The following is a 15,259-nucleotide window of genomic DNA, read 5'->3' as shown; positions in this document are numbered from 1 at the left end:
TTGGATTGAAAGCAAGAGGTTGGATACGCATGTCTGCTGGCAAAAGCGCGGAAAAATCAAACGTCGCCGTCATCGGGTTGGGCTCGATGGGGTTTGGCATGGCGAGTTCGCTTGTGCGACGCGGACACGCGGTCGTCGGCTACGATCCCTCCGCGACCGCTGCGGAAAGGCTGGTTGCAAGCGGCGCGCGGATAGCGGAATCACCGAGCGAAGCTGTTGCCAATGCGAGCGTCGTCCTCTGCGTCGTCGTGAACAGCGCGCAGACCGACGCGGTGCTTTTCGGCGACGGCGGCGTGTTCCCGGTGATGCCACCGGGCTCGGTATTCATTTCGTCAGCGACCATGGCGCCGTCGGAGGCAAAACGCCTGTCCTCGCGCCTCGCGGAGCGCGAAATCCTCTATCTCGACGCCCCGATCTCGGGCGGCGCAGCGAAAGCCGCGAACGGCGCCCTGACGATCATGGCGTCGGGCAGCCCGAATGCCTTCGCACGGGCGCGGCATGTCCTGGATGCGGTCGCGGCGAAGGTCTATCGCCTGGGCGACGAACCCGGCATCGGCGCTTCGGTGAAAATGATCAACCAGCATCTGGCAGGAATCCATATCGCGGCCGCATGCGAGGCCATGGTGCTCGCATCCAAGCTCGGCTTGGACCTCTCCACTGTCTACGAGGTCATAACCGCGTCCGCGGGAAACTCCTGGATGTTCGAGAACCGTGTCCCGCATATCCTCGATGGCGACTACAGGCCGCTGAGTTCGGTTGAAATATTCGTCAAGGATCTGGGCATTCTCCAGGACATGGCTCGGGCCGAACGATATCCCGTGCCGCTCGCAGCGGCGGCCCTCCAGATGTATCTCGCGACCTCGGGCGCAGGCATGGGACATGACGACGACGCGTCGGTTGCACGCACCTATGCCAAGTTGTCCGGCGCATCGCTGCCAACAGCCAAGGCGGCATCATGATCGATCTCGCCGCATGATACGCTTCGCCGCCAACCTCACCATGATGTTCACGGAATGGTCGTTCCTTGACCGCTTCGAGGCTGCCGCGGAAGCCGGCTTCGGAGCCGTGGAATTCCTGTTCCCCTATGAATTCGCACCCGAAACCGTAGGCAGCCGACTGAGGGCATGCGAACTCGAACTGGCGTTGTTTAATCTTCCTCCCGGAGACTGGGCTGCGGGCGAACGCGGCATCGCTGCCCTGCCGCATCGCTTCGAAGAGTTCCAGTCAGGCGTCGACAAGGCGCTGGACTACGCCCAGGCGACTGGCGTGCGCTCCCTCCACATGATGGCCGGCCTTGCGGACCCGTCAGACGCAGAAGCGTTGAGAAGCTACAGGCGTGCCGTGGACTTCGCCGGATCGAAGCTGGCCGCCCAAGGCCTGAACCTTCTGTTGGAACCGATCAACGGCCGCAGCATGCCCGGTTATTTTCTGAACGACTTTGCGCGTGCCGCAGCATTTATTGAGGAACTCGATCACCCGAACGTCAGGCTTCAGTTCGACGTGTTCCATCGACAGATCATGCATGGTGACATCACCGAGAGCTTCCGGCATCTGCAGCCGCTCATCGGGCACGTCCAGATAGCTGGGGTGCCTGCACGGCACGAGCCGGATACCGGCGAGGTCAACTATCGGCACTTCTTCGAACAGCTTGAGACGAGCAATTATTCCGGTTTCGTCGGCTGCGAGTATCAGCCCGCTGGCGAGACGAAAGCTGGCCTTGGCTGGTTTGCGCCGTATAGGGGGCGCAGGCAGTGACGGTCATTCTCGCAGCCATAGCCGACGACTACACCGGGGCCTCAGATCTTGCGAACACCTGGCGCAAATGCGGCCTTCGAACCGTCCAGACCATAGGAGTCCCGGTCGATAGCCGTCTGTTCGAAACGATTGATGCGCTTGTGGTCTCGCTGAAGATCCGTTCCGTGCCGGCTGTCGATGCGGTCGCAAGTGCGCTCGCCGCCGAGGAATTGCTCCGGCGGATCGGCGCCCGCCACGTCATGTACAAGATTTGCTCGACCTTCGATTCGACCGATGCGGGCAATATCGGTCCGGTTACCGATGCGTTCATGGAGCGGGCTGGACAGGACTGGACCGTGGTTACGCCGGCGTTTCCGGAAACCGGACGCACCGTCTACAAGGGGCACCTGTTCGTCAACGATGTCCCACTCAACGAAAGCGCCTTGCGGCACCATCCTTTGAACCCGATGCATGACGCCAATCTTACGCGTGTTCTTGCGAGGCAATCCAAGCACGCTGTTCACAGTCTCGACTGCCAGACGGTCGCACTTGGCCTGGAAAGCTGCAGAGCGAAGATCGCCGCAATGCCTGGCCGGCGGAAATCGATCATCGCCGACGCCATCCGGGACAGCGATCTCGATGTCCTCGGCCAATTGGCGTCCGGCGGCGCCGTTTCGACGGGTGCGTCCGGACTTGGCTACGGACTCGCAAGGGCCGCTCTGGCCGCACGCCCAGCCCGGGGATCAATGGCTAACCTTGCTGCTGTCGGTGGCCGATCGGCGGTCATTGCCGGCAGCTGTTCCGCCCGGACACTGGAGCAGATCGATGCCGCCGAAAGACATATGCCGGTGCTACGCCTTGATCCGCAGCGCATTGTCTCCGGCGGCGGCGGCGCCGTCGAAGAGGCCCTTGAATTCGCTCGACGGCAGCTCGCGGCTGGGCCAGTGCTCATCGCGTCCTCCGGCAGCCCCGATGCGGTTGCAGCCCTCCAGCGGCAGCACGGCAAGCACGAGGCCGGGCAGACGATCGAGAACGCCTTGGCGGAAATCGCCATCGGGCTCGTCGACGCCGGCGTTCGGCGGCTCGTGGTGGCGGGAGGCGAGACCTCGGGCGCCGTGGTGGACAAGCTGGCGATCGGCTCGTTCGAGGTCGGCGATGAACTTGCCCCCGGCGTCCCGATGCTGCGCACCATCGGATACCCGGGAGGCGAACTGATGATGGCACTCAAATCCGGCAATTTCGGCGACGTAAACTTCTTTGCGGAAGCGCTTGCGAGGCTCGATTGAAAACGAAGAGAGGATACGACGGCCGAAAGGAACGTGGGTCGGGCTGATCCGTCGGTTTCGGCTCTGGCCGCCTGATAGACAGGGTTGCTTTCTCTCTCTGTGAGCGACCCCCGAGCCAGCCGCTTACAATTTAGTACCAACATCAACGATCGGAGAACCATCATGACCAGTAGCTTTGAGGGCAAAACCGTCGTCGTGTCAGGAGCGGCGGGAGGTGTCGGCCGGGCTGCAGTTTCACTTTTCATCGAAAACGGTGCCAAGGTATGCGCAACAGATCTCAACCCGGCCGTCGACGAACTGGAACGAGACTCGCCCGATCATGTCGTCGCGGTTGCCGCTGATGTCACCAAGGTCGCTGACGTCGAGAAAATATTCACGACGGCAGAACAGCGGTTCGGTCCGGTCGACGTGCTCGTCAGCAACGCCGGCTTCATCATTTCGAAGTCCGCTCACGAAACCAGCGAGGATGAGTGGGACGCTGTCATGAATGCGAACGCCAAATCCTTCTTCCTGATGTCGAGGCGCGCGCTGCCTTCGATGCTCGCGCGTGGCCACGGTTCGATCGTCGCGACGGGATCCATTTCAAGCGTCGTCGGCTTGCCGGAACAGGCAGCCTATTGCGCGGCCAAAGGCGCCCTGCTTCAACTGGTACGACAGATGGCCGTAGATTATGCTTCCCGAGGCATCCGTGTGAACGCTGTTGGAGCAGGATCAATCAATACGCCGTTCCTGACGCGCTACCTCGAAGGCCTGGACGACCCAGCCGCAGGCGAGGCGGCCATCAAGAGCGCCCATCCCATTGGCCGCTGGGCCGAACCTAGTGAAATCGCCGATGCCCTTGTCTATCTTGCTGGTCCGAACGCGTCATTCGTGACAGGGCATATCTTGATGGCCGACGGCGGCTACAGTGCCCGGTAGCATCATTGTCATCTCAAGCCTCGCCGGCCTGCGTGGTGGCGAAGGTGCGGGGCAGAACATCAGCTACACCGTCGCCAAGCATGCGCAGGTCGGCGTGGTCTGCGCGGCGGCCCGGGCGCTCGCGCCGCGCGGCATCCGCGTCAATGCCTCAATCCAGGTCCGATCCACAACACGTTCCAGCACGAAATCGAGAACCGCATCAGCGCGATCAGCGGCGTCAATGTCACGGAGGCGGTGAACAAGGCCGTTCCGTTGCAGCGCCACTCCGACCCTGACGAGGTGGCCAGCGTCGCCCTCTATCTGGCATCCTCAATGAGCAGCTACGTTACCGGCCAGGTGCACGTGGTGGATGGTGGCCTGGGGAGTTGACCCGATGCGAGCGGGAACGGCCGATAGTGAACCTCACCATCGGGTGCGCACGACACTCCCATCGCTGACCTTGGATGCAAGAATTCGGAGAGCAAGCCCTGCCTCCCAAATTTGTAGTTGGATGGGCTCTCTATTGCGCGAATGGCTGGAGACGAACGCCTATCTCCCGGTGCGTCCCATCGAGGAGAGAATCGACGGGAGCGAATAGTAGCGATGACGCCGTCCTCATTCGTCTTTCCAAACGACGCACCGCGTTGATCTTCGCGCCGGCGGTCGTCGGCGCTCTAAGAAAGATGGCGTATAACCCGCAGTCCTGCGCGCGTCCGCAACAGTGGACAGTTGTCGCGCGCGGGACGGAGGAAATTCGCCCCCGCCGCGGGCGGTGAACGGGACAGCCGTAGGAGCGTCAGCATAGCGCCGGCCGCAGACCGAGACGCGGGACCGACTGTACCCGTCCGCGGCGGTCCGCATTTTTTGCGTCACGATGGAAGCCGACCGGGCGAAATCGCGCACAGTTCCAGTTCTCGACAAGTCCGGCGGCTGATCGGCGACGACGGTCTGCCTTCGGCGACCAAAGGCATTGTCGCCGCTCGACTTATCTCGCTCAGCCGCAGCAACGAAGCCGGAACTGGTGGTTCGATGAGTGGGGGGAAAGGCGGTAGCGCTCTCCCGCTACCACCCTAAACCCACTATCGTACGTAATAGTGGGATCTTGCCTGTGGCGCTCCTCGGCCACCGCGCGTTCTCCAGCATACCGCGCTTGGGGGAATGTGTTGCCGCCGATGAGGGCGGCAAGCTTGCCTTTGACCTCGATCTCAATATCCTGTCGCGGCCCTTTGGGATGAACCGTCACACAATGAACGAGCGCGCGGAAGCTCTTGACCAGCACGCCCCGATCGTCATCCGCCTCGGCGTGATGAGCTAAGACCGAAGCGAGCTCATCGACCGTTTTGACATACTTCTCTATCGCTGCCCGATGCAGAGTAAGGGTCGATGGCGCCTCTTCAAGACTGGCAAGTTCTGCCTCCGCCTCGATGCGTCGATCTTTCAACTCGGCGATACGCTCTCGGGCGTCGTCATCACCAATAATTCCCTTGACCACCAGGTCAATGCTGCGTTGTCGCTCGGCTTCAATCCGTGCGATCTTTGTCTCAAGGGTGACCCGAACGTTGGACGCACGGGCTGCTAGCCGTTGACGCTCTTCATTATAATTCCGGACGTAGATCTCAATGAGACGCGGGTCCTTCAGCTCGTCACGCATTCCATCCAATACAGCATTCTCCACGCTCCGCAGGTAAACTATGCGACGATTGGGACAGCTGCCGCTCTCACGAACTGTCGAGCAGCGGATTCGTGTTTTGCCAGTCTTGTCGCGATCGTGCACCGACATGCCCGAACCGCAGCAGCCACATCGCAACAGGCCCGAGAGGAGATGCGGTGGCCGACGTTTCACGTTCAATTTCAGACGAGATCTTTCTGTCTTCAAGTCCTGCGCGCGTCGCCATATCTCTTCGTCAACGATACGCAGGTGTGGGACATCAATCGTCTGCCACTGGTCGCGGCTATTCGGACGGGACAGACGCCTGCCGGTATCTGGGTCCTTAACCATCCGAACCTTGTTCCAGACGATGCGCCCAAAATAGAGCTCGTTCAAAATCAGCCCCGCGCCGCGTTGTGCGTTTCCGTTGATGGTAGAGGCGTTCCAACGAGTGCCGCGAGGCGGACAAACCCCCTCGCGATTGAGATCTTGTGCGATTTCGCGTGGTGGCCGGCCAGAGGTGTAGGCCGCAAAGATCCGGCGAACTACCTCAGCCTCCTCTTCAACGATCTCCAGTCACCGGGACGCCCAAGAACTGCCCGATACCCGAATGCGCGACCGCCGGCGTGGCGCCCGTCGCGAACCACTCCGGCCATTCCTCGACGTACCTTTTTTGCGCCATCCTCGCGCTGCATCTGGCCCACCAAACCTCGTATTCCGATCAAGATTGCGTCAGCTGTGCCGTCGTGAACAGCTTGGATCTCGATCCCTAGGAATGACAGTCGTTTGTGCAGTCCAGCGAGATCCTCCATGTCGCGCGAAAGGCGATCGAGTGCCTCAACAATGACGACATCAAACTTTCGTTCGCGCGCCGCATCCATCAATCTCATGAGGCCGGCACGGCCAAACATCGAAGCTCCCGAGCGAGCTTTGTCCTCGTAAGCCGCAACCACATCAAGCTGATGCCGTGCTGCATACGCGCGACAAAGGACGATCTGGTCATCGGTGGATTTCTCGTTCTGCAGCTCGGTCGAGAACCGGGCGTAAATGGCTGCGCGTATCATTCACGAACCTCGCCGTTGCAGCCAATTGCTTCGACGACATCCAAGTTAGGTGTCGAAGCAGATAGCCTCACAGCGAGATGATCGCGCCTAGCGTCGGCAATCGCAAGAGCTTCCACGAACTGAACTAACGTGGGATCGAGCGCATGTTCCAACGCCTGACGCATGCAAGCACTTGGCCCCGCAGCATTCCGTTTGTTCTCCGACTGTTTCATCGGAGTGAAGGATGTGAGGCCGTGCGGTGCTAAGGAAGAGGGCCAGGCGCATGGTCGTACAGATCGGATGCGACGACGTGTGAAAAGGACAGCCGCCAGCAAGATCATCTGCTGAGTTTGTTGGACACTTGCCACCTGGATGCGGCCAACCCGCTGATTGTCGATCCGAAGCCATAGGTTCAAATCACGGACTGGCTTCGACCGTTGTCCTAGCTCGCCCCGACGGGTCGCACTGCGGCCGTCAGCCGGCAATTGCTATGAACTAGGAAACCATCATGCCTGAAAATATCAGACTAACTTCGAGAGACGTCCCCCTCATTCAGCTAGGCCTCTATCAGTGCCGCTTCCCGGTGAGCGAAGACCCGTCAGTACCCGGCGGTTATCGTTTTTGTGCTGGGCCAACTTCGCCGGATCGCGTCTACTGCGATCATCACCACAACATTGTGACCGCCGTGGACCCTCGTCGAGCCCGCTCGGGTCTCCACCTCGCTCAACGACGCGTCGCGTCAGTCTGACTGGCGGCGGCCTCCCGGCCAGGCGCTATGCGCCCCAAGGCCTTGGCTACGACCTTTCCGTCGGCTCGGTCTGGCCCATCCTCCCTTATGCCGTCTTCGCCGATGTATCCCCGGTCGCCCGATTGAGAACGACGACTTCTCGCCGAAGCGATCGCTTCGGAATGCCGTCGTAGCCCGACCGGAAGCTCAGTGTGCTTTTGTAGAGGTCGAGGTCCAATCCAACGTCTGGACTCCACTGGAGTGCCTGCACTCGAGAGCGATTGGCTCTGCGGCAGCCGATAAGGACCAAATGCGCCATCTGTAGACCTTCGTTGAGGACTGCGGCGATGTGGGAAACAGGATACAAAGTGGCCCTTGTGGGAGGCGTCCACGGCGTGACGGCCGGATTGAGGTGCGCGCCCGAGAGTGGCCCAATCGCGTAAGCCAGGGCGGTTACAGCGATGCCGAAGCTGAGGCCGATGCCAAGCGACCGAGCCGGCAGCAGCCCGCCAAAACCGCCTGTCACCACTGACGCGCAGCCGAAGACAAGAAGGTGCCGAAAAGCTCGGCGGCGACGCTTTCATGAGCATATCCCCTTGGAATTGTGAGGCCTCACTCTTCACGACTTGGAGCCGAATGCAGTGCGCCGCTGCGGCCATGGACCGGATTTGTTTGCCGCAGCGCAGCGGGTAGCCACTGCGCGCGCGGACAACCGTCCGCCACGACAGTAAGCGGAAGATGCGGCTGTGTGCAGCTAGATCTCTACCGCACACGGACGGATAGGATACCAAGCGACGCGCTTGCCGGGTGGCGTCAGACGCGGTTGGGGGGATTTTTTCGATCGAGACCCGATGATCCTGAACTTCGCGCAGGCCCGCGATAGTCTCGGCCAGAACGCGCGATGCAGCCCGGTCCTCTTTGGACGATAGGCACCCCAAAATTGAACCACCCCGCCTGTCACCGTCACGTCGGAATCGCCGACCGATGATCATGGCTCAGCCGGGAGTGCCTCCAGGAGTTGATCCCGAATACTGCTGTGTTGGCCGCGGTTCGGACGAGTGGGCTTTCTCTAGCAGTCGCCAGCGCCGATCCAGTCCGGACACTTCGGTGCTTCCGCCGCCCGCAATGCGCTCAGAAATCCATATCCATGTCGTGATGATGATGCTCGTGACCGGGAAGCTCCGGCGGCGGCGGGCCAGGCACTTCGGCCACCATGACTTCCGTTGTAAGGAGAAGACCCGCAACCGAGGCCGCGCCCTGGAGCGCCGTTCGCACCACCTTGGCCGGGTCGATGATGCCCTTTGACACCAGATCCCCGTACACGCCCGATTGGGCATCGTAGCCATAGGCGTTGTCGTCGTTTTCGAGGATCCCGGCGATGACGACCGAGCCTTCCAGGCCGGCATTGATCGCGATCTGCCGAGCCGGCCAGGTGATCGCCTTCCTGACGATCGCGATGCCGACCTGCTGGTCCTCGTTGCCGCCCTTGAGCTTCTTAAGCGCCCTGCCGGCGCGCAGCAAGGCGACCCCGCCGCCCGGGAGAATGCCCTCTGCGACCGCGGCTCTTGTCGCGTTCATCGCGTCATCGATGCGATCCTTCTTTTCCCTGACCTCGACTTCGGTGGCACCGCCGACCCGGATCACGGCGACGCCACCGGCGAGCCTGGCCAGCCGCTCCTGGAGCTCCTCGCGGTCGTAATCGGAGGTGGTTTCCGCAAGCTCGAGCTTGATCTCAGCGATGCGGGCCTCGATGCTTGCCCGCTTGCCGGCGCCGCCGACGATCGTGGTGTTTGCCTTGTCGATCATCACCTTCTTGGTGCGCCCGAGCATATCGAGGGAAGCATGCTCGAGCTTGATGCCCAAATCCTCCGAGATCACCGTTCCGCCGGCCATCAGCGCGAGATCCTGCAGCATCGCCTTGCGGCGGTTTCCGTAGGCCGGCGCCTTGACTGCTGCAACCTTGAGAGCGCCGCGCAACTTGTTGACCACCAGCGCCGCAATCACCTCACGCTCGACATCCTCGGCGATGATGAGCAGCGGCTTGCCGGCCTGCACCACCTTCTCCAGCAGCGGCAGTATTTCGTTCAGGCTGGACAGTTTCTTCTCACTGATGAGGACATAGGCATCCTGCATCTCGACCCGCATCTTTGCGCGATTGGTGATGAAATGGGGCGAGATGTAGCCGCGGTCGAACTGCATGCCCTCGACGAATTCGAGTTCGGTTTCGAGCGACGTCCCGTCCTCGACAGTGATCAGGCCGTCATTGCCGACCCTCTTCATGGCGTCGGCTAGGCAGCGGCCAATCTCCCTATCGCCGTTGGCCGAGATGGTGCCGACTTGCGCAATTTCGACGTTCGAGGTGACCTTCGTGGCGTTGTTCTTGAGTTCCGCGACGACGGCTTCGACCGCGAGATCGATGCCGCGCTTCAGGTCCATGGGATTCATGCCGGCGGCCACCGCCTTGGCGCCCTCCCGGACGATCGCATGCGCGATCACGACGGCGGTGGTCGTGCCGTCGCCGGCCTGATAGGAAGTTCTTGTTGCGATCTCGCGCACCATCTGGGCGCCCATGTTCTCGAACTTGTTGTCGAGTTCGATTTCTCTGGCGACGGTCACGCCGTCCTTCGTGACCCGCGGCGCGCCGTGCTCCCTACCGATCGCGACGTTGCGCCCTAGCGGGCCAAGCGTGACGCTCACCGCATTCGCCAGGGTGTCAATGCCGCGCAGCATTCTGTCGCGAGCCTCGAACGAGAACATGATTTCCTTGGCAGCCATTTCCTTGAACCTTAAGACCCGGAACGTCCGGGCAACGGCGAAGCTTCATTCGCCGCTCAGGCGAGATTGTCGCGTGGCAGCCCGAGCCGATTCCAGACATCGAACAGAGCTGCCGCGAGCCGATCAATCATGATGTCCTCATGACAGGGTGTCGGCATGATGCGCAGCCGCTCAGTTCCCTTCGCCACGGTCGGATAATTGATCGGCTGGATATAGATGCCGTGCTCGCTCAGGAGCAGGTCGCTCGCCGCTTTGCAATGCGCCGGATCGCCGACAGCCACCGGAACGATATGGGTGTCGCCCAGGATGACCGGCAGCGCAGCGGCCCCTAGCGCCGCCTTGACCCGCCGGACGCGGTCCTGCTGGCGCTTGCGCTCCCACTGCGAGGCTTTCAGATGCCTGATCGCCGCTGTGGCCGCGGCGCAGATCGCCGGCGGCAACGCGGCGGTGAAGATGAAACCCGGAGCATAGGAACGAATCGCATCGATCAGCACAGCACTTCCCGTGATATAGCCGCCGAGGCAGCCGAAAGCCTTGGCGAGCGTGCCTTCGATCACATCGATCCGGTTCATGGCGCCGTCGCGCGCAGCGATGCCGGCGCCGCGGGGGCCGTAAATGCCCACAGCATGGACCTCGTCGAGATAGGTCATTGCGCCGTAACGATCGGCGATGTCGCAAATGCGATTGATTGGCGCGACGTCGCCGCCCATCGAATAGAGACTTTCGAAGACGATGAGTTTTGGCCGATCCGGACCCGCCGCCTTCAACAATTCCTCGAGATGATCGACGTCGTTATGGCGGAAGATGCTCTTCTCCTTACCGGACTGGCGGATGCCCTCGATCATCGAATTGTGGTTGAGCGCATCGGACAGGATCAGACAACCGGGGATCAGCTTGGCGATGGTCGAGATGCCAGTCTGGTTCGAAACATAGCCGGACGTGAGGACCAGTGCCGCCTCCTTGCCGTGGAGATCGGCAAGCTCGCCCTCGAGCTCTACGCGCGGATGGCTGGTGCCGGAGATATTGCGCGTCCCGCCGGCCCCCGTTCCCAGGCGGGTAGCAGTCTCCACCATGGCGGCGACCACCTTTGGGTGTTGCCCCATCCCGAGATAGTCGTTGGAGCACCAGATCACGACGTCCTTCGGTCCACGCGGGGAATGCCACACGGCATTGGGAAAGCGTCCGGCGATGCGCTCCAGGTCCGCGAACACACGGTAGCGCCATTCCCCCTGCAGACGCGCGATCGCATCCGCAAAGAAACCGTCATAACTCGTAATGCCTGGCTCCAAGATACCGCCTTGCCCATCGGCCATATCGCCCGCATCTCCGGTCATCGGAGGTCCAAATCGTCGCGGCGCAATGACGTTCTTTACGCCGCCAGATTTGCCGGTGTGCAACGCTGTGGGTTCCGCCATCGCCGATTCCCCTGCTTGCATACGAATTATGTCGAAGCGCGATCCACGCCGATCCCGCTCGCATCGTTCCTCACGACCCGCGTTCAGGAAGGTCGAAGTTGAGCTGCAACATTCGCGCTATGTTTATCAGAATCGTCTCGCAGACCTTATCTTGATTAGGATCCAGATATTTGACAGTCCAGTTTGCCCCGTTCTCCTTGGTTTCGAGCCGCTGAATCACAAAATCGGTGACGTCCCCGCATCCCGGCTCCTTATGAAGATCCGCGAGGATCAATGCCTTAAGCTCCGAAGCTTCCTTTGTATGTCTTTGCATGGCCGCTCTCCTTCCGGAAGACAACTTTCTATGGATCGATCAACTGCATAATCGTGATCTGCGTCATCCCAGGGATCGTGTCATCGCACCAGTTCACCCAACCTAGCGGCAATGCCGCTGCTTGGTGTGTCAGAGTCTAGCCCCTCCACGAATTGCCCCTGTGGGTTCATGATGTAGATGTAGGTGCCGTGATCCATTAGGTAGTCGTCACCGCCCGCTTCGCCCTGGCGCGCCACGCCGTAGGCGCCATATGCCTCCGAAACCGCAGCGATTTGTTGTGCGCTGCCGGTCAGCCCTACGATGCGCGGATCGAACGCCGCGGTAAAGCTTCCCATCACCTCAGGCGTGTCGCGTTCGGGATCGACGGTGATGAAGAGCGGTTGCAGTTTTGCGGCGTCGGGGCCGAGTTCCTCAATCGCCGCGGCGATTTCGGACAGAGTCGTCGGACAGATGTCGGGACAAGACGTATAGCCGAAGAAAACCAGCAGCCATTTGCCGCGATAAGTCTCATCGGTGACCGTCGTTCCGTCCGGCGCCGTGAGCGTGAATGGGCCACCGACCGTCACAGGCGCCGTGTCAGCTCGCACGAGCGGTTGGCAGATCGACAGGGCCGCTGCGAATATGATGCAGAAGAGGGGATGCGGACCGTAGGCCCAGGGGCGGAGGAGTCGATGCCGTCGCTTCATCAAGGACCTCCGGCACTTCGAGAATGACGCGCCAAAACCCCCGCGTGTGTTTGTGATTAACAAACTCGCCTAAACCAACCCACTTTATCATATTTTGTTGCTGGATGGCTAGACATGGCACTGGTTTGGCTCTATTTTTGAGAGTTGCCCCTCATCTCTCTTGAAGGAGGTGGCTTTTATGATGATTCGCGAATTGATGAGCGGACTAGCGGCGATCTCTTTCGTTGCGATAATGTCCGCGTCTGCGCAAGCCTACGAAGTGGGTCCGGTCACGGGAGGCGGAACGATCGAGGGTACGATCGTCTACCGCGGCGACGTGCCGACAACAAAGATCATCCCCACCAAGAATATCGAGGTGTGCGGCGACCCCCGCGAGGAGCCGCTGATCGAAGTCGGCAGCGATCAGGCCGTGCTGAACGCGGCGGTGCAGCTGGTCGACGTGGCACAGGGAAAGGCCTGGCCGCAGCCCGGAAAGCTGCCTGAACTTAACAACCTCAAATGTCGCTTTGAGCCCGCGGTGCAGATGATACCGGCCGGTTCGTTGGAGGTGGTCAACAGCGACCCAGTGCTCCACAACACCCACGGCTATTATGGCAAGCGCACCGCCTTCAACCTGGCGCTGCCCAATAAGGGCCAGCGCATACCGGTCGAACTGAAGCGTGCCGGCACTGTCCGCATCGATTGCGACGCGCATGGCTGGATGGAGGGCTGGGTCTATGTGGTGGACAATCCCTACTACGCGGTCACCGGCGCCGATGGCAAATTCAGCATAACCGATGTTCCGCCGGGGGACTACAAGCTCGTGGCGATCCATCCCTTCACCGGGCCCATCGAGCAGCCCGTCACGGTAGAGGAGAATAAGGCCACCAGTCTGACGATTGAACTGAAAAAATAACAAAATGGGCGACCCACTGATTCAACAGGGTCGCGTTCCTGCGAGAAGACCGACGCTTTAAGAAACGGTCTGCACTGAGGAGGAACCCTGATGTCTGACGAGCTTGACCGCATTCGGCGCGAAATGCATGCGGTGCTGCAGCAGCCTGGCGTACGCCCCGACGACTCGCTCCAAATCACCCGCCGCACCTTCATTCACAGATCGCTGCTGTTCGGCGCTGCTTCCGTCGGCCAGACCTTCGCGTGGTGGCCGCTGCTCAACACCATCGACGTCGCTCACGCCGCCGAAGCGCCCTTCAAGTTTGCCTGGATTTCGGACACCCATCTCTACGAGAGATCGCTCAACACGCGCTTCGTCGACAAGGTGGTGCGCGCCGTGCAAGAGGTCCAGGCCATGGATCCGCCGGCCGACTTCCTGATCTTCGGCGGCGACCTGGCCCAGCTCGGAAAGATCGAGGAACTTGAGCTTGGCGTTGAGCTCCTCAAGGATCTGACGATCAAGAAATACTACATCCCGGGCGAGCATGACTGGTATCTGGATATGGGCCAGAAGTGGGGCGAGTTGTTCGGCCAACCCAACTGGACCTTCGATCACAAGGGCGTGCGCTTCATTGGGCTCGATACGGTCAGCCGGGGACCGGACTACTGGACAGCGAAGAAGATGACGCCAGAGGAGCGCATGGGCCATATGGCTACCCTCGACGGCACGGTTGCCGGCGCGTGGGCCGGCGTCGGCCGCGACCAGCTCGACTGGATGCAGAAGACACTCGCCGACTGGGATAAGTCCAAACCGATCGTCATCTTCAGCCATAATCCGCTGTACGAGTACTACCCGCCCTGGAACTTCTGGGTGCGCGACTGGCGCGAAGTGAATGACGTGCTGAAGCCTTATACCAAGGTCACCAACATCCACGGTCACGTGCACCAGGTGCTCTACAACGAGATCGGCAGCATGCGCTCGATCGGCATGCTGGCGACCTCCTGGCCGTGGCCGTATGCGCCGGAAGGCTTGCCCAAGCTTACCAAGCCGATGATCCGTGTCGATCCGGGCGATCCCTTCGACGGGGTCGGTTGGGAAACCGTGAACGTCAACGCCGACGATAAGGTCGATGTCGAGTACATCATGTGGGGCCGCAAGGAGGTGTTCGTCCAGTCGCCGGAGGACCACGACAAGAGCATTGCGGAGGTCATACGGTCACGCATCGCCGACAAACAGTACCCATGGGCAAATCCATAACGGTGGTGGCTATGATAAACACATCGACATTCCTCTGCATTCTGAGGCGTTCCATCGTCGCCGGAGCAGTCGTCGCAGCTGCCGTCGTCGGGCCGGCCAGTGCCAACAAGGATCCGGTAACGCCAAAGCAGCTGAAACTCTATCAAGAAGCGTTCATGGAGGAGGTCAGGAAAGGAGACCTCCTGTTCCATGGTGATGCGGCGATGAAGGAGCAGTTGGGCGTCAAGCTGTCGACCACCGGGTGGGCCTGCGCCATGTGCCATCCGATGGCCTCCGATACCCACCCGCAGGCGTTCCCGAAGTTCCAGGCGTCGATGGCCAAGTTCGCGACACTGCGCGACATGATCAACTGGTGCATCGAGAAACCGAGCCAGGGCGAGAAGATCGATCCCGAATCGGAGGCGATGAAGGCGCTCGAGGCGTACATCACCTGGTCGAACAGCGGCTCGGTGTTGGTGCCAGGCAAATACTAGTCTCGTCGATAGCCGGGGCACCGGCTTCAGGGAGCGCGAAGCGAGTCCGCCATCGGAGTGACACCTCGATGGGGAACGGTGGGCTTAAAGCAGTCGTGCGGCCCTTGAACCGCGCGGGGAGGGCCATGCGT

General features: G+C 61.0%; 16 protein-coding genes. 9 read left to right on the top strand and 7 right to left on the bottom strand.

The genetic code is table 11. The features are described 5' to 3' along the window. Window positions 1-29: 29 nt before the first annotated feature. The 6 genes from ltnD to NKH05_RS13540 all read left to right on the top strand — a co-directional run bounded on the left by ltnD (window position 30) and on the right by NKH05_RS13540 (window position 4,307). A complete protein-coding gene (gene ltnD / locus NKH05_RS13565; RefSeq protein WP_023718653.1) occupies window positions 30-959 on the top strand; it encodes an L-threonate dehydrogenase in 930 nt (309 codons plus the stop codon). Window positions 960-972: 13 nt separating this feature from the next. After that, the gene (gene otnI / locus NKH05_RS13560; protein WP_352910864.1) at window positions 973-1,755 is read left to right on the top strand and encodes a 2-oxo-tetronate isomerase; all 783 of its coding nucleotides are present in this window, start codon (window positions 973-975) and stop codon (window positions 1,753-1,755) included. Then, window positions 1,752-3,020 carry a 3-oxo-tetronate kinase gene (gene otnK / locus NKH05_RS13555; RefSeq protein ID WP_023718655.1) on the top strand — a complete coding sequence of 423 codons (1,269 nt, stop codon included), beginning with the start codon at window positions 1,752-1,754 and terminating at the stop codon, window positions 3,018-3,020. The genes otnI and otnK overlap by 4 nt, the downstream gene beginning before the upstream one ends. Before the next feature lie 84 nt (window positions 3,021-3,104). Next, window positions 3,105-3,938, top strand: a complete 834-nt coding sequence (locus tag NKH05_RS13550; RefSeq protein WP_352910866.1) for an SDR family NAD(P)-dependent oxidoreductase — start codon at window positions 3,105-3,107, stop codon at window positions 3,936-3,938. After that, window positions 3,928-4,176: an SDR family oxidoreductase gene (locus NKH05_RS13545; protein ID WP_023718657.1), complete on the top strand. Its 249-nt coding sequence runs from the start codon at window positions 3,928-3,930 to the stop codon at window positions 4,174-4,176. The genes NKH05_RS13550 and NKH05_RS13545 overlap by 11 nt, the downstream gene beginning before the upstream one ends. Continuing rightward, the gene (locus tag NKH05_RS13540; protein WP_084642602.1) at window positions 4,101-4,307 is read left to right on the top strand and encodes an SDR family oxidoreductase; all 207 of its coding nucleotides are present in this window, start codon (window positions 4,101-4,103) and stop codon (window positions 4,305-4,307) included. The genes NKH05_RS13545 and NKH05_RS13540 overlap by 76 nt, the downstream gene beginning before the upstream one ends. A 604-nt stretch (window positions 4,308-4,911) precedes the next feature. Here NKH05_RS13540 and NKH05_RS13535 read toward each other — a convergent pair. The 7 genes from NKH05_RS13535 to NKH05_RS13500 all read right to left on the bottom strand — a co-directional run bounded on the left by NKH05_RS13535 (window position 4,912) and on the right by NKH05_RS13500 (window position 12,524). Continuing rightward, entirely contained in the window at window positions 4,912-6,102 is a 1,191-nt protein-coding gene (locus NKH05_RS13535) for a recombinase family protein (RefSeq protein ID WP_353025618.1), read from the bottom strand. A gap of 8 nt (window positions 6,103-6,110) precedes the next feature. Next, the gene (locus tag NKH05_RS13530; protein WP_023718660.1) at window positions 6,111-6,629 is read right to left on the bottom strand and encodes a recombinase family protein; all 519 of its coding nucleotides are present in this window, start codon (window positions 6,627-6,629) and stop codon (window positions 6,111-6,113) included. A gap of 812 nt (window positions 6,630-7,441) precedes the next feature. Next, window positions 7,442-7,861 carry an aquaporin gene (locus NKH05_RS13520; protein ID WP_352515656.1) on the bottom strand — a complete coding sequence of 140 codons (420 nt, stop codon included), beginning with the start codon at window positions 7,859-7,861 and terminating at the stop codon, window positions 7,442-7,444. A gap of 605 nt (window positions 7,862-8,466) precedes the next feature. Continuing rightward, the gene (gene groL / locus NKH05_RS13515; RefSeq protein WP_023718662.1) at window positions 8,467-10,110 is read right to left on the bottom strand and encodes a chaperonin GroEL; all 1,644 of its coding nucleotides are present in this window, start codon (window positions 10,108-10,110) and stop codon (window positions 8,467-8,469) included. Between the two features lie 56 nt (window positions 10,111-10,166). Beyond that, window positions 10,167-11,423, bottom strand: coding sequence for a 5-aminolevulinate synthase (gene hemA, locus NKH05_RS13510; RefSeq protein ID WP_353025617.1), 1,257 nt, complete (start codon window positions 11,421-11,423; stop codon window positions 10,167-10,169). Window positions 11,424-11,595: 172 nt separating this feature from the next. After that, entirely contained in the window at window positions 11,596-11,838 is a 243-nt protein-coding gene (locus tag NKH05_RS13505; RefSeq protein ID WP_023718664.1) for a hypothetical protein, read from the bottom strand. An 80-nt stretch (window positions 11,839-11,918) separates the two neighbouring features. Further along, on the bottom strand, window positions 11,919-12,524 hold the full coding sequence (locus tag NKH05_RS13500) for an SCO family protein (protein ID WP_023718665.1): 606 nt from the start codon (window positions 12,522-12,524) through the stop codon (window positions 11,919-11,921). 196 nt (window positions 12,525-12,720) lie between these two features. On the opposite strand from NKH05_RS13500, the gene NKH05_RS13495 reads away from it, so the two are divergent. The 3 genes from NKH05_RS13495 to NKH05_RS13485 all read left to right on the top strand — a co-directional run bounded on the left by NKH05_RS13495 (window position 12,721) and on the right by NKH05_RS13485 (window position 15,128). Beyond that, window positions 12,721-13,419, top strand: coding sequence for a carboxypeptidase regulatory-like domain-containing protein (locus NKH05_RS13495; protein ID WP_502897183.1), 699 nt, complete (start codon window positions 12,721-12,723; stop codon window positions 13,417-13,419). Window positions 13,420-13,509: 90 nt separating this feature from the next. After that, a complete protein-coding gene (locus NKH05_RS13490; protein ID WP_023718667.1) occupies window positions 13,510-14,655 on the top strand; it encodes a metallophosphoesterase family protein in 1,146 nt (381 codons plus the stop codon). A gap of 11 nt (window positions 14,656-14,666) precedes the next feature. Then, window positions 14,667-15,128, top strand: a complete 462-nt coding sequence (locus NKH05_RS13485; RefSeq protein ID WP_023718668.1) for a c-type cytochrome — start codon at window positions 14,667-14,669, stop codon at window positions 15,126-15,128. Window positions 15,129-15,259: the final 131 nt, after the last annotated feature.

It is taken from the genome of Mesorhizobium sp. M1399, from assembly GCF_040317735.1.
Lineage (GTDB): Bacteria > Pseudomonadota > Alphaproteobacteria > Rhizobiales > Rhizobiaceae > Mesorhizobium.
This window is presented reverse-complemented; position numbering and strand designations above follow the sequence as displayed.